Origin of the sequence: Rubritalea spongiae (genome assembly GCF_042652385.1) — a bacterium.
Taxonomy (GTDB): domain Bacteria; phylum Verrucomicrobiota; class Verrucomicrobiia; order Verrucomicrobiales; family Akkermansiaceae; genus Rubritalea; species Rubritalea spongiae.
This window is the reverse complement of the sequence record NZ_JBHSJM010000001.1, coordinates 93,291-114,281: the sequence shown is the minus strand read 5'-3', so window position 1 is coordinate 114,281 and position 20,991 is coordinate 93,291. Positions and strand designations below refer to the sequence as shown.

The following is a 20,991-nucleotide window of genomic DNA, read 5'->3' as shown; positions in this document are numbered from 1 at the left end:
GGATGCCCCGTTGACATGCGAGCCTCATTATGCGCTTCTACCTTAAATCTAAACTCAATGCACGCCTTGGGCATCCACGGCTGTGCTTCACGTTAGGCTAAATAGCTCGCGCATTATTCATGAAGAAAGATCGAAATATCAATTTGCTTAAATCTATTGGGAATACGCTGGTAGTCATCGGTGGCAGCTTCGTTGTATTATTGGCGTTCCAGACATCCACTTTCTTTAAGACAACTAGTATACACCTCAAACAAAACCTTCCCCAAGGTGAGCTGATTTCAAGAGAGGTCGCAAACCTTGCTCTTTCTCAATTAGCTGAGCGATTACACGACTACACGCAGCTATACATTTACGCATCTCTCATGATCATTCTTGGCATCATTTTAGTTTCCAAATCAAACACTAGGGATCGGCTGGCCTAACAAGACGCTGCACCCAACCGCTTACCGCGGTTGAGTTCCGCTCCATTTCTGGTAATTCTACCTTCAACCCACAATCTCACACTGGCCTCCAACGGTCGCGGTTGGTGTGCTTTACGTTGTACCAAATTATTCAGCTTCGAGGACTATTTACCTAACAAGCTATTCTCAGGTGTTTTGTTGGTTAGAATGTCTGGATGAACACTGACTTTTATGCTACCCTCTGAGTTTCTTCATCTGAAGAAGCCGACTTCTTCGAGTGAATACACTCAGAGGTTAGGACACGCTCCGTGTTCTGCCACACTTTCTAGAACCAGCACCTCTATAATCTAGTCAGTTCGTTCACTGCTCAGCTCTGCTGGTTCTTCTTGTGCGATGCTTACAGGTCATCATCGCGTTAACGCCCATCCTCAGCGTCTTGAAACAAAGGCATTAAACGTTGCTCAAGGCACAGAATACAATACAGCCTAATGATTGGGATAACCTTGTACAACAAGACGCTGCACCCGATGGATGCCCCGTTGACATGCGAGCCTCATTATGCGCTTCTACCTTAAATCTAAACTCAATGCACGCCTTGGGCATCCACGGCTGTGCTTCACGTTATGCTAAATATCCCTCAGCCCGTTCTAATCTCTCTGATACCAGCTTTATCTGCTTTATTCGGAGGTCTGATTGTCGTTTTAAGTAATCTCGTCCTCCATAATCTTCAGATGAAGAAGGAACAGAAGAAGCTCTACAGAGAGAAACTTGAAGAGTTAGGACACCTAATAGGCGAATCTTTAGAATGGATTTCAGACTTATCATCAGTTCAAAATTTAATGGATCTAGCAGATTTAAGTATCTGCCCTGAGGTTCGTAAGGCTGTGGTAGTGTCTAATATTTACTTTCCGGAACTCTCTCGATCAGTTCACGAATACAATAACCAACTTATAGCTCTTCATAACTTCTACGTAGACACATTCATCGTTGATCGTGAAAGCCCAGCTGGCGCGGATGCTAGTCGTCATCCACAGCATGCAGAAATTCTCGGCAAAACTATGCAGCACCGACAAGCCGTAGACGACGAAATCTGCAAAGTAGCTGCAAAAATTGTCCGTGCATAACAAGACGCTGCACCCAACCACTCACCGTGGTTGAGTTCCGCTCTCCTTTCTGGTAATTCTCACTCTAAACCCATAGCGCAGTTCCTCGGCAGAGTTCGTGGTTGGTGTGCTTTGCGTTCTGTTAAATTGTGCGCTTCTTTCAGATTCGATCTCCATTCGTATAGCTATTCTGATCGCAGCATAGAAAACACCGCTCGTCGCTCATCTCAATTCTCCGTTGAAGCGTAATCACTCGTGAAGATCTCTTTTGGTCGGCTGCTAAACACGGTTTCTCATTCCCACGGTTTCAGATTTTAAAGCACTTTTTTGATTGTTCCGATTGGTTGAAGTTACCGATTTCAGTTTCGAACATTTCTGCCATTTGGCCTTCGAAATTTACAGATTTCTCGATCATTCCTCAAATTTGGTTTCACGGCATCATCACAATATTCAAAACTGCAACTTCCCTAAATTGCCTTACAGAACAAGACGCTGCACCCAACCACTCACCGCGGTTGAGTTGCGCTCTCCTTTAGGGTAATTCTAACTTTAAACCCAGAGCGCAGTTCCCACGTAAAGTTCGTGGTTGGTGTGCTTTACGTTCTACTAAAAATGAAAACCATACACGTATTATTCTTAGCACTATCGTCATTTCTATATGCCAAAGATCCTCTGGTCCTTGCAATTATGCCGATAGATCAACCACAGCAAATTAAGCACATTGAATTACCTCCTAAACAAAATAAGGAACTCCTCACTTTAGCTGCTGAATTTGGGATTTCCCGCATCCATCAAGAATGTAATTCACCTAAATACTATTTTGGAGCTGAACTTGATATGGGAAGCGCTCATGAATTAGAGATTCGTGTAGCTATCGAAAGCCTATCAGAGCTTCCTAAGCCAATATACATAGCTATTATGGGTAAGGACGCTAGTCCTCAGAAAGAAATTACACAAACAAAGAAGTTGCTGCCTATCGATCAGCTAGGAGAAATTGAATTAGAACTTAAAACACGTGTTCCTAATCAACGTAGACCGGCTAAATCAAAAATGAAAATCTCAGGTAAAGACATTTTTGAGAAACAGGTTGACGATAAATATCTGGTTTCTGAGGTCACAGATTATATCAAACTATGTACTACAAGAGATTTTAAACCTAATAGTCAGTTACCAGATGAAGACGCTGTAATAGAAGTTAACTTTAAAAACAAGAATGGTCGCATAGAGTTTAATTTCACAGAAACAGAAGTCGAAGATATACCTAGTTTCATATCATCGGTCTTCCCCAAACATCAATTCACACTCGAATAAATTGCCTCTGTAGAACAAGACGCTGCACCCAACCACTCACCGTGGTTGAGTTCCGCTCTCCTCTCTGATAATTCTCACTTTAAACCCACAGCGCAGTTCCACGGCAAAGTTCGTGGTTGGTGTGCTTTACGTTCGGCTAAATTGACATGCTCAAACTACTCCTAATCTTTTCACTGATTTCTTGCTCTCTCTATGCTCGTCCACAGAGCGGAACAACTACTGGAGAAGCTGTAGCTATCCGAAGTTTAGGCATTAAGCTAGCTCCACCTAAAGGAATGAAGATTATCCTTGCTGGTGAAACTGAAGCTGTGAACTACCATTTCCCATGGTTCCAAGGTGAAAGTGGCATAATCAACATTGCTACGATTCCTAACACTAAAGAAGACGAGGATCTCACTAAGGCATTCACTAATCACAGTTCTCAGATGAAAGGAGCTATAAAGTTCACTGGTTACACTAAAGCTATAGACCTACCATCTGGCATCCCTGCTATTGAGGCGCACTTCCTAGGTAAAGATGAGACTCGAATCAAACGACTCTACTTTAAGAACAGTTCAGGTTCTCCATGCTATATTCACCTGATTCCAACCAAGAGGGATTTGCAGCTCATTACATCTATCACCACTTCCCTATCCCTCATAAACTGACTCTGCCGAACAAGACGCTGCACCCAACCGCTTACCGCGGTTGAGTTCCGCTTCATTTCTGGTAATTCTACCTTCAACCCAAAATCTCACACTGCCCCCCAAAGTTCGCGGTTGGTGTGCTTTACGTTAGGCTAAATTTGACATGATCTCGTACTACATTCTACAACAGCTCCTTTCTGTTAATGAGATGCTTGCATCGACATTATTTTTGATATTTACGATCAGCGTCATGTTCAGAGTTCGATATGAATGTCGGAAGATAGATGAAAGTTTTCTCAGACATTTCCTGCTAATTCTATTCTTCCCATTTTTATTCTCATTATTTTGGTTCATCATTTGGCCTGGCTCACTAAGGCTAAAAATCAAAGGCACATCTATATCTGATACAGATGCTGCTAAAACCTACGACCGATACAAATCACTCAAAAACTGACTTGCCTAACAAGACGCTGCACCCAACCACTCACCGTGGTTGAGTTCCGCGTCTCTCTCTGATAATTCTCACATTAAACCCATAGCGCAGATCCTCGGCAGAGTTCGTGGTTGGTGTGCTTTACGTTCTGCTAAATTTGAGAAGTTTATGATAAATCGCTCATTTTCAGTACATCCAGATAATTCACTACACTTCGGTCAGCTACTTTTCCTTTCTCCAACCATTCATTTCTCGAAGACATTTTCTCTACATTCGCGAATCGCAGACTCACGTTTTCTAAATGCTCAGCTTTCCCTTAGTTCGTCTCAACACCTCGCTTGCTAAATGAGCGATGGTTTTTCAGAATCAGGCTCAGCATGTTGCTTTCTGGGTTCGAACATTCTCGGTTACTCCTCCAGCAAGTTACACGAAACATCACGGCTTTCATTCTTCACTGGTCACTCTATCATATCCGCAGGGATCGACTTGCAGAACAAGACGCTGCACCCAACCACTCACCGCGGTTGAGTTCCGCTCCCCTTTCTGGTAATTCTCACTTTAAACCCACAGCACAGTTTCACGGCAAAGTTCGTGGTTGGTGTGCTTTACGTTAGGCTAAATTAACCCAAACATGAAACAAAACTCAGATCCTCAAAACACCAATCAGGTGAAGACTCTTCATGAACTAAGAATGATCAGGCACATTTTATATGCCATTCTTTGCGCTATAGTTTTCACAATCTCGAATAATTTAGGGCTCGCTCTACTTGGTCTCTATCTTCTTCGGCTTGCTATAAAGAATATTGCCGAAAGCAACAAGCACCTCATCGAGAAGGAAGAGGAAGAAGACCAGTTAGAGACATGATACGGAGTCTAATATTCCAAAATTGACTTGCCTAACAAGACGCTGCACCCAACCGCTTACCGCGGTTGAGTTCCGCTCCATTTCTGGTAATTCTAGCTTCAACCCAAAACCTCACACTGGCCCACAATGGTCGCGGTTGGTGTGCTTTACGTTAGGCTAAAAATACACTACGTAATGAAAATCCCCCTCATCATACTAATATTTAGTCTTCCATGCCCATCATATGGTTCGAAGCAAATTGCTGACCCTTTGAAAATCAACGGAAAAACTATCTACGTTTTAGACTTCAAACTCAACGACGAACTAAAAAGTCAGGTAGACCACTATACACAAGGAGGTGGTTCTACAGCCAACAAGGATGGTTTCTATGCTGAATTCGAGGTTGTAGACAAAAAGCTCTATATAACAAAGCTTGAAGTTCTTGATACGAGAACTCGTGACCTCAAACTCATTTCAATTCCTCTAGGTGAAAAATCTAGGCTTTTTGCTTCATGGTTTTCAGGTGTTTTGAATAGAAGGTACGGGAGAGGACAAAACTTATACATGCCACCACTCGTCGATATTTATACCTTCAAAGATGGCGTTCTTAAATCGGTAACTACTAAACAAATCGGGAAATTTGAATCATCTCCTGTTAGACCACCTATTCCACCACAGCCCCACCCTTCTACCAAACAAAACTGACTTGCCTAACAAGACGCTGCACCCAACCACTCACCGTGGTTGAGTTCCGCTCACCTTTCTGGTAATTCTCACTTTGACCCCATAGCACAGTTCCTCGGCAGAGTTCGTGGTTGGTGTGCTTTACGTTAGGCTAAAACATATGTGCTCATCCAAAGACCAAGTTATAACTGAGTTCGAGCAGTTGGTTGCTAGAATTATAGACTCCGATGATGAAAACAGAAATCTGATCATTTCGCTATTACAGCAGAAGGATTTTCGTAGAGCATTTATAACTTGGGACAAGATCACTAGAGACAGAAAAATCATACTCTCAGATACAGATAAGAAGGTTGATGAAAACTTTTACTGGTCATTTCTCTATTGATTCTACCTGCCTCATTCATGTGCAACACCAGCACGGCTCACTCAAAATCGCCTTGCCTAACAAGACGCTGCACCCAACCACTCACAGTGGTTGAGTTCCGCTCTCTTCTCTGATAATTCTCACTTTAAACCCACAGCACAGTCTTCACGTAGAGTTCGTGGTTGGTGTGCTTTACGTTAGCTTAACTATGACACTCATAACATTTCCCTCACGCTTAAACTTACAAGGAGCCATAGATTTCGGCATTTATTTGTCGGAACTAGAGTCAAACCAATATTATCACTTTGATTTCAAAAATCTGAGATATATTGGCCCTACGGGCTTAGTCTACATATCATCGTGCATTGAAGATTTGTGTGCGAGATGTCCAGATCACGAGCCTTCCGCGGAAAATTTTGCGCATTTAACCTATGCTGCTCATATGGGATTTTTCAAGATCTTCGATCTTGATCACGGTAATGATCCAGGAGCAGCAAATGGAGCTAATCGTTATATCCCTATCACCATTTTAGATGCTAATGCTATTAGGAGAGAGTCCGCACAAACTGGCGACGCTATTGGCCAAATCGTCGAAGAAAAAAGTCAGCAAATCACAGCAGTCCTAACACAAGAAGTTGATGGTGATCTTCACGATACTTTGGCATATGCGATAAGAGAGATTCTGAGGAATGCTGTTGAACACAGTCATTCAGATTGTGTTAGATTTTGCGCTCAGCTCTACCCCAGAATGGATCGTGTTGAAGTTGTCATACTTGATAAAGGTAGAGGCATTCTTCCTTCATTCGCTATGAATCCATTTGTCGACCCCTCCACAGACAGAGAAGCGATCAATATTTCTCTTATGCCGGGTGTCTCAGGCACAGCCTTCAAAGGCAGTAAGATCAATACACGCACAGATGACTGGAAGAACTCTGGATACGGATTGTACATGACTAACAGGATCTGCCGAATGGGGGGAGACTTCTTTATTGGTAGTAATTCAGCAGGTGTTCTCCTAGAAGACGGTAAAAAGATTGATTACAGATTCCACCATCAAGGAACACTGTTGAGGCTCACAATCAAGCCTAGCCGTGTTGCAAACCTCAAATCACGTTTACTTGAGTTTTCTGAACAAGGCAAAGCTTCAGCTACAAGATTAAGAGGTACAGTATTACACCCTTCTACAGCGTCGCACATGTTGACCGTAGATTACCAAGATAGCTAGCCGACCCCATCTAAACTGCCTTAGCTAACAAGACGCTGCACCCAACCACTGACCGTGGTTGAGCGCAGCTCACTTAACTGGTAATTCAATCTCAATCACACAACGCACAACAGTTCTCGGCAAGGTCAGTGGCTGGTGTGCTTTACGTTAGGCTAAATCAAAAGCATGCAGAAGAAATCTCACATCTGGCTAAAAAGCGTTGGCCTATCTTTGACTGTCCCATTAATTACTGGATTGATTTGCTGCTACACAAACCTCTCATCACCTACTCTAACTGATATTTTCTGGATTCTTAGCTGGTGTACATGGCCTCTCTTATTAACACCAATTTTCGCTATAGCTAGCATACGCATAGGACAACACTTCAAGAAAACAGATGACCAAATATTTGGCTGCGTGATCATACTTAACCTCATAAGTATGGTGTTAGTTTACATACTCACGACAGCTATCTTCAGTATATGATTCACTCACCTGCCATCAAAATTCAACTAAACTGCCTCTGCCTAACAAGACGCTGCACCCAACCGCTTACCGCGGTTGAGTTCCGCTCCATTTCTGGTAATTCTATCTTTCATCCAAATTCTCACACTGGCCACCAACGGTCGCGGCTGGTGTGCTTTACGTTCGACTAAAATATACACCTCATGAACCTACCCTCGATAGCCCAAATACAGAGTATAGATAATATTTGTGACAATGACATTTTGCCAACTATAGTTAACACACTAATCGAGTGCTCACCTGGGGAAACATATGATCAACAACTAAAGAATGCTGCCGACTTACATCCATCTGTTCGCACACTTCAATGGTATGTGCTAGATACCTTCATTGGCATGTGGGAAAACGGAGGAATGCAACATGTTTTGCTATGTGAAGATGACGAAGTTGAACACAAGCAATGGGAACTAAAAAAAGTAATCGAATCTTGTAGAATATATGAATGCCATAAGATCGCTGATTTTATTCAACAGCTCCTTCCTAAATCAGAAGAGTGGTCTAGAGCTATAACTCAACTAAACCAAAGAGAAAATAAGGGCGAAGATATTGGGGAGCATCTTTTTGATGAAATCTGGTCACAAGTTGATGTTCTAGATTCCCCCTTCGAAGAGCTTCTAGAGACAGATAATGATATTTATGACGCTATGGCACGAGATGTTCAAAAGCATCCTGAATTATATCTGCCATCTATTTGATAGCTATTGAAACCTCTACCCCCAAAAACTGCCTCTGTCGAACAAGACGCTGCACCCAACCACTCACCGTGGTTGAGTTCCGCTCTCCTCTCTGGTAATTCTCACTTCAAACTCATAGCACAGTATTCACGTAACGTTCGTGGTTGGTGTGCTTTACGTTCTGCTAAATTGACACGTCTATGGAGAAAGCATTCCAGATAGTAAAAAAGAACGTTCTAGGTAGGTACTTTGTGGACGAATCCTGCATCTATTGTGAGCTATGTCTCGAAGCTGCTCCAAAGAACTTTGCTTATGATGAAACTAAAGGCGAAGCTTATGTCTGTTTACAACCAAGTAGTGACACTGAACATCGTCAGATGAAAGCAGCCATTGATGATTGTCCGATCCACTGCATACATGATTCTGTAACTCAACCCGATGATTTCCCATAAACATATCCAGCTTATCTCGATCTGCTCTTTAGCTCATGCCATGGCTCAGATACTTTCGAAGTTCTTCAGCAACAAACTGACTTTGCAGAACAAGACGCTGCACCCAACCGCTCACCGCGGTTGAGTTCCGCTTTCCTCTCTGATAATTCTTACTTTAAACCCATACAAAAGCTTTCTGGTCGAGTTCGCGGCTGGTGTGCTTTACGTTAGCTTAAATATGAAACATTTATACGTGATCCCAGCTTTGCTAATCACTTCAACCTGCTCTGTTTTTTCCGAAGAACAAGCACCGCCCTCAGTTGAAGTCATCGACCACAACTACATAGCAAAAGCTATTTGGAAGAGTATGGAACAATTTTCCTCGATTTGTATCTCTGTAAAAGACTCTGATAGCGCAACTATTGCTGCTGAAAATCTAGAGAAACTCAGTAAAGAGACCAAACTTACAGTCAATAAGTTGAGTCAAATGAAGACTCCATCAAATGAAGATAGAATCAGACTAACAAAAGAGATGAATAAAGATCCACATCCTTTGGACAAGATTTTTTCTGATGAGTTTGATCAACAGAAAGCAAAGCTTGATGATGAAGCAAAAAAGATCCTTGAAGAAGCTATGAACAAGTACATTGCAGAATTTGATGAACTTACACCATTGTTAGAGGCACACATGAATCCGGACGAAACTAACTGAGCTAACAAGACGCTGCACCCAACCGCTCACCGCGGTTGAGTTCCGCTTTCCTTTCTGATAATTCTCACTTCAAACCCATTCATAAGCTTTCTGGTCGAGTTCGCGGCTGGTGTGCTTTACGTTATACTAAATTGAAATGCTTAAGGTACTGCTTACATTTTTTCTAATTACTTTTACGTCTCTACAGGGGGAGGATCTCTGGATTAACGGTCGAATCACACCAGATCAGCCATTCAAAGCTAAGGTTATCGGCATACAGCCTGGTTGGGGTTGGGACACAATCATTCTCCAAGAAATTGATGGTGAAAAACGATACTGCCTAGCTACTTTCGGTAATCCAAATGGCACATACCAAATAATTGCCCCCAATAACTTTAAGAAGGATTCGTATATCGATAAAGGCGCAACATTCCTAGAACCATCAGTAGATGTCTCACGCTTTTCATGGTCCATGAGCATCTGGAAACACGGCAAAATATTCGGTGAAAAAGATACTGCGACCAAGCACTACAAGTAGTCACACCACTCACGCATCTCTTGAAATTGCCTTTGTATAACAAGACGCTGCACCCAACCACTGACCGCGGTTGCGCGCTGCTTTCCTCTCAGATTATTCAAACTTTAAAACCCATAGCACAGATTCACTGGTGGAAGTCAGTGGTTGGTGTGCTTTACGTTCTGCTAAATACAACCATCATCATGAAAAAAAGAATAAACAAACTTCGTTCCCTTTTTGGTAAATCCGAAAACAAAGAAGAAGCACCTCAAGAAACTTCAACACCAAAAGAAATCACGATCACTTTTGATGAAGAACTAAATAACATTTTCCATTCATTCTCTGGACTTTTCATTGGAGCTATTAGTGATGATTCAGACATTGCAGCTCCGACTGTGTTAGATAGACAGAAACTAGACTTCAGTAAAGACAGCCTCCAAGTCGTAGACCAATATCTATTACACGTTTTCTCCAACAGATCTGATTTTGCAGATAAAGAACTAGAAAACACCATATTATGGGGTGGAGCATACACAGGAGAAGTTATTAAGCGGAACACAGATGCAAACTTATTCTGGGAGTCGTACGAATCATACATGGAACGCAATCCTGAATATAAAGAAAAGATCCCTCATACTCTTACCACTAGAACTTTATTATCATCTGATAACGGTACAGCTATGACCATGCCTGTTAATAAGGTTTTGAGGTTTCTATCTGAAGGAGAAGAACATAGTCTTCGATATTACGCAGACAACCTATAAATTGCCTCTGCAGAACAAGACGCTGCACCCAACCACTCACCGCGGTTGAGTTCCGCTCTCCTTTCTGGTAATTCTCACTCTAAACCCATAGCGCAGTTCCTCGGCAGAGTTCGTGGTTGGTGTGCTTTACGTTCGCTTAAATGAAAAACACTAAACCTACATTATTTGATCCACAGAGATCACAAATAGTTAGCTTAGTTCTTCTACTTATTGCTCTTCTTGGTTTTTTAATATCTATATTTTTATCTCCTCCCAGAGAAGCGGACCTAACTAAAACCTCAGGAATCCCTACTAGAATAAAAAGAGTTGATTACAACAGTTCCTACAACACGAATAACCACGGCTTTACCCCGTCACAAGTACCTCGAAAAACACACTTCAATATAGGAGACATTACGCTCTCACTAAATGAAAAGCTCGCTAATTTCCCAGCATTAGACGCCGCTATACGTAAAGGTGAACCTATATCAGTAGGGATTTCTGCTAAGCCGATAGATATTTTCCACCTATTCAGTGGAGAAACACGCCTTTATACACTCGATACAAATGGAAATAAACTTCTCACTTACCAAGACAGTATTGACCTGCTCCTTCCTTCTTGGATCCTAGAGTTCATACTTTTCACAATCTCAGCAGTGGCATTATTATGGCATAGAAATTGTCGTAAAACTAACCTAGCGAACAAGACGCTGCACCCAACCGCTCACCGCGGTTGAGTTTCGCTTTCCTTTCTGATAATTCTCACTTTTAAACCCACACAAAAGCTTTCTGGTCGAGTTCGCGGCTGGTGTGCTTTACGTTCTGCTAAAAAAGCGAAGCTTTCACCTTGCATCATACTCAAGTGAACACTAAGTTGCATACATGGATATAGCTCAAATCGAATCTCAAGCACTGAAGCTATCTGAATCAGATCGCGCAGTTCTCGTTGATCATCTTCAAGCTAGCCTTAGCTCAAAGAAGATTTCTTATCTCGATGAGCATGTTACTGAAGCCAAAGATAGGCTTGCTGCATATAGATCTGGTAAGACGCGCTCATTTGACGGCGCCTCATTTGTAGCTTCACTTCGTAATAGCCTTTCCTAGTGGATAAATACCGCCTGATCGAATCAGCTGCTGTTGAGCTCGCTGAGGCCGTTGCGTTTTATGAAGACTATACTTCACGTCTCGGCACAACATTTCTAGATGAGTTCGATCGAGCTATTGACCTTATACTAGAGATGCCACAAGCCTGGAGTCCTGTTGATTTGGAGATTCGCAGGTTTCTTCTAAGACGCTTCCCCTATTCCATATTTTACAGTGTTGAAGATGATGAGATAGTAATTCTCTCTGTATTTCATCAGCACAGGAAGCCAAGGTCATGGCTCAAAGACTTCTGATTTATCATAGTCTCTCCTTTTAAACTGCCTTTGCAGAACAAGACGCTGCACCCAACCACTCACCGTGGTTGAGTTCCGCTCTCCTCTCTGATAATTCTCACTTTAAACCCTTAGCACAGTTTCTCGGCAAGGTTCGTGGTTGGTGTGCTTTACGTTCTGTTAAATTATGCGCTTCTTTCAGATTCGATCTCCATTCGTATAGCTATTCTGATCGCAGCATAGAAAACACCGCTCGTCGCTCATCTCAATTCTCCGTTGAAGCGTAATCACTTGTGAAGATCTCTTTTGGTCGGCTGCTAAACACGGTTTCTCATTCCCACGGTTTCAGATTTTAAAGCACTTTTTTGATTGTTCCTATTGGTTGAAGTTACCGATTTCAGTTTCGAACATTTCTGCCATTTGGCCTTCGAAATTTACAGATTTCTCGATCATTTCTCGAATTTGCTTTCACGGCATCATTACAATATTCAAAGCTGCAACTTCCCTAAATTGCCTTACAGAACAAGACGCTGCACCCAACCGCTCACCGCGGTTGAGTTCCGCGTCTCTCTCTGGTAATTCTCACTTTAAACCCATAGCGCAGTTTCCTCGTTTAGTTCGCGGTTGGTGTGCTTTACGTTCTGCTAAATTAACACGATCCTAATGAATTTCTTTGCATCCATTTTTGGAAAAAAGCTCAATGAAGTACCTCCAAATAGAGAGACCGAGCATAAGACTGTCCCTCCAACTATATTTCTTACCCAAGAGGAACATTTGAGCCATAAAGCCACAATCACAGCTACGGCGGCAAACTCAATACCAACCCTAAAAAGTCACGGTTATCACATAGGGGAATCTGTTGAACTAGAATACTTTTTTCTAACTAACACAGATTTACAAGCCCATGAATTATCTGAATCTTTGATAGCATTAGACTATGACAGTGAGTTTGGCATACTAGAAGGATCTGACCTCTTTTTAGTTAAAGGCAAGAGTACTCCAATAGAATTATCAGGCCCTAACCTTAGTTCGTGGGTAAGTGAGATGTGTGATTTAGGGTTCAGACATGATTGCAAGTTAGACAGCTTCTCCATCCCAGAAATTGCCTCTGCAGAACAAGACGCTGCACCCAACCACTCACCGTGATTGCGTGCGACTCTCCTCTCTGGTAATTCTCGCTTTAAATCCATAGCGCAGTTTCACGGCAGAGTTCGTGGTTGGTGTGCTTTACGTTAGACTAAATTGCGACGCCCTTTCTGAATTCTAAATTTCTACTTACTCTTTCTTTTTTACGATCGTTTGGCTTTCTCGACTTCCACGCTTTTTGTTTTCGATGATGCTCGTTGCCTCAAGAACTTCGCTCCATAAAATTCGAGATGATTTATTTAGATGTCGAAGTCGTTCGCTCATTTTATGCAGACGCACAAAGGTTACAGAGATTTCTCTACTTCACAGATTTCAGGCTTCGACTGTTGGAGTCTCACACTTTAATTAGCTCTCATGCAGTAACTTGAGCATAGATTCACAGACACTAATTTCGCAGCTTTTCATTCATTCCCCATCACTCAGATCTTACTTAATTGCCTTGTCTAACAAGACGCTGCACCCAACCGCTCACCGCGGTTGAGTTCCGCTTACATTTCTGATAATTCCTACTTTAAACCCACAGCACAGTTTCCACGTAAAGTTCGCGGTTGGTGTGCTTTACGTTAGCCTAAATAAAACCACATTTCACACATGATAGGAGCAGCAATAAGCGGTCTCATTCTATGGGCAATTATCCGCATATTTTTTAAACACGAAGGTGATGATGACATCTACAAGATCCTCTTCATTTGCTTGGGAGCTACGATTCTATCTCTGGTCGCACACTTTCTGATTGGTGATTGGGCTGCTCATATTGACATACCGATCATTATTCTTTGTCTGATCAAGTATTGCAGATTCTCTCTTAAAGCAGCCCTCAAAGTTGTTGGTATCTATCTTCTTCTCGTTGTGGTGATTCCTGTTGCTTACGATGAACTAACATCCGAGCCTTTAGGTGATACGATCGAGATGAGAACACCAGGTGGTCAAACCATCGAACTTAAGCTCAATGAACAATCCGACAGCTCTCAAAACTGACTTGGCTAACAAGACGCTGCACCCAACCACTCACCGTGGTTGAGTTCCGCTCTCCTCTCTGGTAATTCTCACTTCAAACTCATAGCACAGTATTCACGTAACGTTCGTGGTTGGTGTGCTTTACGTTCTGTTAAATTGTGCGCTTCTTGCAGATTCGATCTTCATTCGTAAAGCTATTCTGATCGCAGCATAGGAAACACCGCTCGTCGCTCATCTCTATTCTCCGTTGAAGCGTAATCACTCGTGAAGATCTCTTTTGGTTGGCTGTAAAAACACAGTCTCTAATTCCCCAGATTTTAGATTTCAAAGCACTTCTTTGATTGTTCCTGTTGGTTTAATTTGCCGATTTCAGTTTCGAACATTTCTGTCATTTGGCCTTCGAAATTTACAGAGTTCTCGATCATTTCTCGAATTTGCTTTCACGGCATCATCACAATATTCAAAGCTGCAACTTCCCTAAATTGCCTTACAGAACAAGACGCTGCACCCAACCGCTCACCGCGGTTGAGTTCCGCTAACATTTCTGATAATTCCTACTTTAAACCCACAGCACAGTTTCCTCGATTAGTTCGCGGTTGGTGTGCTTTACGTTCTGTTAAATTGTGCGCTTCTTTCAGATTCGATCTCCATTCGTATAGCTATTCTGATCGCAGCATAGGAAACACCGCTCGTCGCTCATCTCAATTCTCCGTTGAAGCGTAATCACTCGTGAAGATCTCTTTTGGTCGGCTGCTAAACACGGTTTCTCATTCCCACGGTTTCAGATTTTAAAGCACTTTTTTGATTGCTCCAATTGGTTGAAGTTACCGATTTCAGTTTCGAACATTTCTGCCATTTGGCCTTCAAAGATTACAGGTTTCTCGATCATTTCTCGAATTTGCTTTCACGGTATCATCACAATATTCAAAACTGCAACTTCCCTAAATTGCCTTACAGAACAAGACGCTGCACCCAACCGCTCACCGCGGTTGAGTTCCGCGTCTTTCTCTGGTAATTCAAACATTAAACCCATAGCGCAGTTCCTCGGCTAAGTTCGCGGTTGGTGTGCTTTACGTTCTGCTAAATTTGCGCAGTTTATGATAAATCGCTCATTTTCAGTACATCCGATGCCTTTATTACTCTTCGGTTAGATGCCTTCCCTTTCTTCAATCGTTCATTTATCGAGGACATCTTCTCTACATTCGCGAATCGCAGATGAGCGGTTTCTGAATTCTCAGATTTCACTCACTTCGTCTCAGCACGTCGCTTGCTAAATGAGCGCTGGTTTCCCAGAATCAGGCTCAGCCTGTTGCTTTCTGAGTGCGAACATTCTCGGTTACTCCTCCAGCAAGTTGCACGAAACATCACGGCTTTCATTCTTCACTGGTCACTCTATCATTTCCGCAGGGATCGCCTTGCAGAACAAGACGCTGCACCCAACCACTCACCGTGGTTGAGTTCCGCTCTCCTTTCTGATAATTCTCACTTTAAACTCATAGCACAGTTTCACGGCAAAGTTCGTGGTTGGTGTGCTTTACGTTCTCCTAAAATGACGAAACTCCATTTCATGTACAGAGAGTTTAAGGGCATCTCAATGCACCTAGACCAAGCGATCGAGAATGATGACATAAGATTGTTATTCGAGGATTCGTGGTTCTGGCTCCATTACAGGTTCTTCAATTGCCGTGATGCAGTATGCACTGAGAACTCTGCTACACTGAGATCTCATATCTATAATTTAGCATCGATGCTCTACCGGCACTTTAACACCCTTTCTGAAGAAGAACCAGAAGCTCAAGTAGAGCTTACGACTACTATCGAAGAACTTATTGCGATTGCTGAATACTCAGCTGAATTCCCTATATGCCTCTGGATATACGGAGATGCTGAATCGAAAGCGTTTATGAATGAGAAGCTTTCTGAACTACCTCCTATGGAACATATACAGTCGATCATAAATTTACCTCATATTAAGAGACTCGAATCTGAGGCTCTCGGTTATGCCAAAGCCGATGAAAAACTAGCTTTAAAGAGATTCAGAAAAGAGCAAGCTTCTTTCAATAAGCAGCGGAAAAACTCCCAAAGAACGAACTCATAAATTGTCTCTGGAGAACAAGACGCTGCACCCAACCGCTTACCGCAGTTGAGTTCCGCTTCATTTCTGGTAATTTCATCTTTCACCCAAAATCTCACACTGGCCTCCAACGGTCGCGGTTGGTGTGCTTTACGTTCGGCTAAATATTGACGTTCTAGGTAAATATTGTAGCTTTCTGGTATGAGCACAGTTGAAGCTATTGAAGAGGCTGTAGAACAGCTTGGAAAACACGATTTGGCAGCATTCCGTGAGTGGTTTCATACCTTTGAAGCCGCTGAATGGGACGCTCAAATTGAACGTGATCTTAGTAGTGGAAAATTAGATAGTTTAGCCGATGAGGCTATTGCAGAATTCCGTTCAGGAAAAACACGCCAGCTATAGTCTAGTGGATCATTACGCTACTAGTAAGTTCTGGAATGCATACGAAAAGCTTCCAGCTAAGGTTCAAAGTGTAGCCGATGAAAACTTCGAGTTATTGAAGAAAGATCCGTTCCACCCTTCATTGCATTTTAAGAAAGTCGGTCGCTTTTGGTCTGTCCGTGCAGGTATTAAGTATCGAGCACTAGGTGTCAGAGTTGATGGTTCCATGACTTGGTTCTGGATTGGCAGTCATGCAGATTACGACCGGTTAATCTCATAAATTGCCTTTGCCGAACAAGACGCTGCACCCAACCGCTCACCGCGGTTGAGTTCCGCGTCTTTCTCTGGTAATTCCAACTTTAAACCCATAGCGCACAAACCTCGTTCAGTTCGCGGTTGGTGTGCTTTACGTTCTGTTAAATTGTACGCTTCTTTCAGATTCGATCTCCATTCGTAAAGCAATTCTGATCGCAGCATAGGAAACACCACTCGTCGCTCATCTCAATTCTCCGTTGACGCGTAATCACTCGTGAAGATCTCTTTTGGTCGGCTGTGAAAACACAGTGTCTCATTCCCAAAGTTTTAGATTTTAAAGCACTTCTTTGATTGTTCCGGTTGATTGAAGTTACCAATTTCAGTTTCGAACATTTCTGCCATTTGGCCTTCGAAATTTACAGATTTCTCGATCATTTCTCGAATTTGATTTCACAGCATCATCACAACATTCATAGCTGCAACTTCCCTAAATTGCCTTACAGAACAAGACGCTGCACCCAACCGCTCACCGCGGTTGAGTTCCGCGTCTCTCTCTGATAATTCTCACTTTAAACTCACAGCACAGTTATCACGTAAAGTTCGTGGTTGGTGTGCTTTACGTTAGGCTAAATAAAACAGCTCAAATTTTGTAATGTAAGTTTTATCTTTGGGCGATCATTCTTACTTCATGAAGACTCCGCCACCTCTACCTCAGAACATAACTCAACCATCTGCAAAACCTATACAGCGTGCGGTTTTCAAGGAGGCTATGAAAATAAGATTAGGCAACGTCAACTTCGATTATGGTTTGATCGAAAAGTCACATGCAAAAGCTGAAGCTTGGATTAATCAAAATTCTCAGATTGAAATAGTTCAGATTCAAACATTCCACTCAAGCATCCATGGTATTACAGTCGTCTGGTATCGATAACAACAACGGTTTATGACCAAACAGGATTAAGAGATCGACTTGCCTAACAAGACGCTGCACCCAACCGCTCACCGCGGTTGAGTTCCGCTTTCCTCTCTGATAATTCAAACTTTAAACCCACACAAAAGCTTTCTGGTCGAGTTCGCGGCTGGTGTGCTTTACGTTATACTAAATATGAGCGACTTCGTAGATTCACTAGTTCACTTACTTTTGTGGATTACGACGGTTCAGATACTTTTCTTCGCCAGCTACTCCAGAATTGAGCCTATTACTGAAAACGTGGGGCTTATGATGGTGGTTATTCTCAGCGGTGTTTCACAGATTCTTTGGAATGCATTTTTGGCCGTCTCGTATTGGAATGGTGGTGAAAGAATATTTGATTGGAGTATGTCCCCCTGGATTCCTTCTGTTGGTGTATACCTTTCTACTACTTCTCTACTAATTATTGTTGGTTTAGCTATCAGTGTATTTCTCTCTGGATCCAAGTATTCATTACGTCAAAAGATCGTATTCCTTGTTAATTCTGTGGTTGTTACACTGGGTACACTATTTGTTGTTAGTATCCCTATGAGGCTTCAACAGTTCATCAACACGCTTGATCACACTCCATAAACTGCCTTTGTATAACAAGACGCTGCACCCAACCACTCACCGCGGTTGAGTTCCGCTCTCCTCTCCGATAATTCTCACTTTAAACACATAGCGTAGTTCCTCGGCAAAGTTCGTGGTTGGTGTGCTTTACGTTCTACTAAATTTGAGCTGTTTTTGCTAAATCACACACGTTTAGTACATTCAGCCCTTTTATTTCTGATTGTTGCGCGGTCCTTTAGATTTCACTCATTCTCTTGTCCTAAGACATTTTCTCTACATTCGCGAATTGCAGATAAGCGATTTCTGAATGCTCAGCTTTTCCTAAGTTCGTCTCAACACATTGCTAACTAAATGAACGATGATTTTTCAGAATCAGGCTTAACATGTTGCTTTCTGAGGTCGATCGTTTCAGATGAATCCTCCAGCACGATGAAACAGCTTTCCGTAACTCGCAGCACCTCACCACTCACCTTAAAATCGCCTTTGTAGAACAAGACGCTGCACCCAACCGCTCACCGCGGTTGAGTTCCGCTCCATTTCTGATAATTCCATCTTTCACCCAAAATCTCACACTGGCCCACAATAGTCGCGGTTGGTGTGCTTTACGTTCTACTAAATTTGAGCTGTTTTTGCTAAATCACACACGTTCAGTATATTCAGCTCTTTTATTTCTGATTGTTGCGCGGTCCTTTGGATTTCACTCATTCTCTTTTCCTAAGACATTTTCTCTACAGTCGCGAATTGCAGATAAGCGGTTTCTAAATGCTCAGCTTTTCCTAAGTTCGTCTCAACACATTGCTAACTAAATGAGCGATAATTTTTCAGAATCAGGCTCAGCTTGTTGCTTTCTGAGGTCGATCGTTTCAGATGAATCCTCCAGCACGATGAAACAGCTTTCCGTAACTCGCAGCACCTCTCCACTCACTCTAAATTGACTCTGTAGAACAAGACGCTGCACCCAACCACTCACCGTGGTTGAGTTCCGCTCTCCTCTCTGATAATTCTCACTTTAAACCCACAGCGCAGTTCCCACATAAAGTTCGTGGTTGGTGTGCTTTACGTTCTCCTAAAAATGAAACTCATCCACCCTATTTACCTAGACGTTCCGATGATGGTGTCTTTCGCAGCTGCTATTGAAGGTGGTATTGCATTCGATACAGAAGTCACCAAGACAGAAGATGCTAAGAAATCCTCAAAGTCTACCATCAAAGGGACGTTTGGACTCAGCTCATTATTCGAGTCACTATTTGATGCCAGTATCGAAGCCCAAGCTGATTCAAATAAAGAATCCGCATTGAACGAAACACGTAGAGAACAAAGAGCCCACACCGAATCATCAATAGCAATTCTGCTCTATGACGCGTTGACCAGAAACGAGGGCTCACTTGTTAAGCCAACATCAACATCTGATTTAAAGGACATTGAACATGGTTCTCTAGTTGAGCTTTCAGGACAGCTAAGTAAGAACGCCATTGATGCTATGATTGATGCGATTGACGCAATTATAAACATGAGCTCGATGGCTGGTAAGACCAGTCTCAATCAGACCAAGAAGGATGTTGGTGATATACGTAAAGCTTTACATGATGACCGTAGTAGAACCCCATTATCAAACGTGATTCTCAACTGCAGCACACCTGAAGACTTGACGGCTGTAGTCACCCTAAGGAGTGAGAATCTCCGAGATCTTACACTAAGTGAGCTTCACAATAATACAGTCAGAGTTATTGGGAAGATCACTAGATCTATAGATGCTGATCAAACGATGAGCCCTTTTGAGAATTACGGTCTCTCTATGATGGAGCCCTCTAACCTTTCAGAGATATTTCGTGACATAGAACAGTCCAATAACATGAATATGCAGTTTGGTGATGTCGAAGTTCAAGGGCCTGCTATTCAGATACTACCATTAATGGTATTCGTCTAAATTGGCTCTGGAGAACAAGACGCTGCACCCAACCACTCACCGTGGTTGAGTTCCGCTCTCCTCTCTGATAATTCTCACATTAAACCCACAGCGCAGTTTCCACGTAAAGTTCGTGGTTGGTGTGCTTTACGTTCTGCTAAATTTGAGAAGTTTATGATAAATCGCTCATTTTCAGTACATCCAGATAATTCACTACACTTCGGTCAGCTACTTTTCCTTTCTCCAACCATTCATTTCTCGAAGACATTTTCTCTACATTCGCGAATCGCAGACTCACGTTTTCTAAATGCTCAGCTTTCCCTTAGTTCGTCTCAACACCTCGCTTGCTAAATGAGCGATGGTTTTTCAGAATCAGGCTCAGCATGTTGCTTTCTGGGTTCGAACATTCTCGGTTACTCCTCCAGCAAGTTACACGAAACATCACGGCTTTCATTCTTCACTGGTCACTCTATCATATCCGCAGGGATCGACTTGCAGAACAAGACGCTGCACCCAACCACTCACCGCGGTTGAGTTCCGCTCCCCTTTCTGGTAATTCTCACTTTAAACCCACAGCACAGTTTCACGGCAAAGTTCGTGGTTGGTGTGCTTTACGTTCTGCTAAATTTGAGAAGGTTATGATAAATCACTCATTTCCAGTACATCCAGTACTTTTACTACACTTTGTTTAGCCGCCATTCTTTTTAACAACCATTCATCTCTCAAAGACACTTCATATGCATCAACTATTTATCACCACTCTTTTTGCCGCATTTTTCATAGGTGCAATCTTTCACTCTAAGCTTACAAATCTTACATTCTT

General features: G+C 42.5%; 27 protein-coding genes. All 27 read left to right on the top strand.

The window, feature by feature from the left end:
• Positions 1-119 precede the first annotated feature (119 nt).
• Positions 120-422 (top strand): hypothetical protein, encoded by a 303-nt coding sequence (locus ACFPK9_RS00740; protein ID WP_377092560.1) that lies wholly within the window; start codon positions 120-122, stop codon positions 420-422.
• 602 nt (positions 423-1,024) lie between these two features.
• Entirely contained in the window at positions 1,025-1,525 is a 501-nt protein-coding gene (locus ACFPK9_RS00735; protein ID WP_377092593.1) for a hypothetical protein, read from the top strand.
• A 591-nt stretch (positions 1,526-2,116) separates the two neighbouring features.
• Positions 2,117-2,815: a hypothetical protein gene (locus tag ACFPK9_RS00730; RefSeq protein ID WP_377092592.1), complete on the top strand. Its 699-nt coding sequence runs from the start codon at positions 2,117-2,119 to the stop codon at positions 2,813-2,815.
• A 146-nt stretch (positions 2,816-2,961) separates the two neighbouring features.
• Positions 2,962-3,462: a hypothetical protein gene (locus ACFPK9_RS00725; RefSeq protein WP_377092591.1), complete on the top strand. Its 501-nt coding sequence runs from the start codon at positions 2,962-2,964 to the stop codon at positions 3,460-3,462.
• Positions 3,463-4,219: 757 nt separating this feature from the next.
• Complete coding sequence (locus ACFPK9_RS00720; RefSeq protein WP_377092555.1) at positions 4,220-4,402, top strand: hypothetical protein; 183 nt, start codon at positions 4,220-4,222, stop codon at positions 4,400-4,402.
• A gap of 103 nt (positions 4,403-4,505) precedes the next feature.
• Positions 4,506-4,739 (top strand): hypothetical protein, encoded by a 234-nt coding sequence (locus ACFPK9_RS00715; RefSeq protein WP_377092590.1) that lies wholly within the window; start codon positions 4,506-4,508, stop codon positions 4,737-4,739.
• 174 nt (positions 4,740-4,913) lie between these two features.
• Positions 4,914-5,423 carry a hypothetical protein gene (locus ACFPK9_RS00710; RefSeq protein ID WP_377092589.1) on the top strand — a complete coding sequence of 170 codons (510 nt, stop codon included), beginning with the start codon at positions 4,914-4,916 and terminating at the stop codon, positions 5,421-5,423.
• 332 nt (positions 5,424-5,755) lie between these two features.
• A complete protein-coding gene (locus ACFPK9_RS00705) occupies positions 5,756-5,881 on the top strand; it encodes a hypothetical protein (protein ID WP_377092588.1) in 126 nt (41 codons plus the stop codon).
• A 327-nt stretch (positions 5,882-6,208) separates the two neighbouring features.
• Positions 6,209-6,991 (top strand): ATP-binding protein, encoded by a 783-nt coding sequence (locus tag ACFPK9_RS00700; protein WP_377092587.1) that lies wholly within the window; start codon positions 6,209-6,211, stop codon positions 6,989-6,991.
• Between the two features lie 647 nt (positions 6,992-7,638).
• The gene (locus ACFPK9_RS00695) at positions 7,639-8,190 is read left to right on the top strand and encodes a hypothetical protein (protein ID WP_377092586.1); all 552 of its coding nucleotides are present in this window, start codon (positions 7,639-7,641) and stop codon (positions 8,188-8,190) included.
• Positions 8,191-8,369: 179 nt separating this feature from the next.
• On the top strand, positions 8,370-8,621 hold the full coding sequence (locus ACFPK9_RS00690) for a ferredoxin (RefSeq protein ID WP_377092585.1): 252 nt from the start codon (positions 8,370-8,372) through the stop codon (positions 8,619-8,621).
• Between the two features lie 217 nt (positions 8,622-8,838).
• The gene (locus ACFPK9_RS00685) at positions 8,839-9,312 is read left to right on the top strand and encodes a hypothetical protein (protein ID WP_377092584.1); all 474 of its coding nucleotides are present in this window, start codon (positions 8,839-8,841) and stop codon (positions 9,310-9,312) included.
• Positions 9,313-9,448: 136 nt separating this feature from the next.
• A complete protein-coding gene (locus tag ACFPK9_RS00680; RefSeq protein WP_377092583.1) occupies positions 9,449-9,829 on the top strand; it encodes a hypothetical protein in 381 nt (126 codons plus the stop codon).
• A gap of 182 nt (positions 9,830-10,011) precedes the next feature.
• Positions 10,012-10,572 (top strand): hypothetical protein, encoded by a 561-nt coding sequence (locus ACFPK9_RS00675; RefSeq protein ID WP_377092582.1) that lies wholly within the window; start codon positions 10,012-10,014, stop codon positions 10,570-10,572.
• Between the two features lie 140 nt (positions 10,573-10,712).
• Entirely contained in the window at positions 10,713-11,288 is a 576-nt protein-coding gene (locus tag ACFPK9_RS00670; RefSeq protein WP_377092581.1) for a hypothetical protein, read from the top strand.
• 145 nt (positions 11,289-11,433) lie between these two features.
• On the top strand, positions 11,434-11,655 hold the full coding sequence (locus ACFPK9_RS00665; RefSeq protein ID WP_377092507.1) for an addiction module protein: 222 nt from the start codon (positions 11,434-11,436) through the stop codon (positions 11,653-11,655).
• Positions 11,655-11,948: a type II toxin-antitoxin system RelE/ParE family toxin gene (locus tag ACFPK9_RS00660; RefSeq protein WP_377092506.1), complete on the top strand. Its 294-nt coding sequence runs from the start codon at positions 11,655-11,657 to the stop codon at positions 11,946-11,948. The genes ACFPK9_RS00665 and ACFPK9_RS00660 overlap by 1 nt, the downstream gene beginning before the upstream one ends.
• A 642-nt stretch (positions 11,949-12,590) precedes the next feature.
• Complete coding sequence (locus ACFPK9_RS00655; protein ID WP_377092580.1) at positions 12,591-13,073, top strand: hypothetical protein; 483 nt, start codon at positions 12,591-12,593, stop codon at positions 13,071-13,073.
• Positions 13,074-13,664: 591 nt separating this feature from the next.
• Positions 13,665-14,051, top strand: a complete 387-nt coding sequence (locus ACFPK9_RS00650) for a hypothetical protein (protein ID WP_377092579.1) — start codon at positions 13,665-13,667, stop codon at positions 14,049-14,051.
• Between the two features lie 1,253 nt (positions 14,052-15,304).
• Positions 15,305-15,487 (top strand): hypothetical protein, encoded by a 183-nt coding sequence (locus ACFPK9_RS00645; RefSeq protein ID WP_377092561.1) that lies wholly within the window; start codon positions 15,305-15,307, stop codon positions 15,485-15,487.
• 290 nt (positions 15,488-15,777) lie between these two features.
• On the top strand, positions 15,778-16,128 hold the full coding sequence (locus ACFPK9_RS00640; protein ID WP_377092520.1) for a hypothetical protein: 351 nt from the start codon (positions 15,778-15,780) through the stop codon (positions 16,126-16,128).
• Between the two features lie 177 nt (positions 16,129-16,305).
• Positions 16,306-16,506: a hypothetical protein gene (locus ACFPK9_RS00635; RefSeq protein ID WP_377092578.1), complete on the top strand. Its 201-nt coding sequence runs from the start codon at positions 16,306-16,308 to the stop codon at positions 16,504-16,506.
• Positions 16,460-16,765, top strand: a complete 306-nt coding sequence (locus ACFPK9_RS00630; RefSeq protein ID WP_377092577.1) for a type II toxin-antitoxin system RelE family toxin — start codon at positions 16,460-16,462, stop codon at positions 16,763-16,765. The genes ACFPK9_RS00635 and ACFPK9_RS00630 overlap by 47 nt, the downstream gene beginning before the upstream one ends.
• Before the next feature lie 744 nt (positions 16,766-17,509).
• Positions 17,510-17,671 (top strand): hypothetical protein, encoded by a 162-nt coding sequence (locus ACFPK9_RS00625; RefSeq protein ID WP_377092576.1) that lies wholly within the window; start codon positions 17,510-17,512, stop codon positions 17,669-17,671.
• Positions 17,672-17,845: 174 nt separating this feature from the next.
• The gene (locus tag ACFPK9_RS00620) at positions 17,846-18,283 is read left to right on the top strand and encodes a hypothetical protein (RefSeq protein ID WP_377092575.1); all 438 of its coding nucleotides are present in this window, start codon (positions 17,846-17,848) and stop codon (positions 18,281-18,283) included.
• Positions 18,284-19,334: 1,051 nt separating this feature from the next.
• Positions 19,335-20,189: a DUF6414 family protein gene (locus ACFPK9_RS00615; protein WP_377092574.1), complete on the top strand. Its 855-nt coding sequence runs from the start codon at positions 19,335-19,337 to the stop codon at positions 20,187-20,189.
• A 330-nt stretch (positions 20,190-20,519) separates the two neighbouring features.
• The gene (locus ACFPK9_RS00610; protein WP_377092555.1) at positions 20,520-20,702 is read left to right on the top strand and encodes a hypothetical protein; all 183 of its coding nucleotides are present in this window, start codon (positions 20,520-20,522) and stop codon (positions 20,700-20,702) included.
• Positions 20,703-20,991 lie beyond the last annotated feature (289 nt).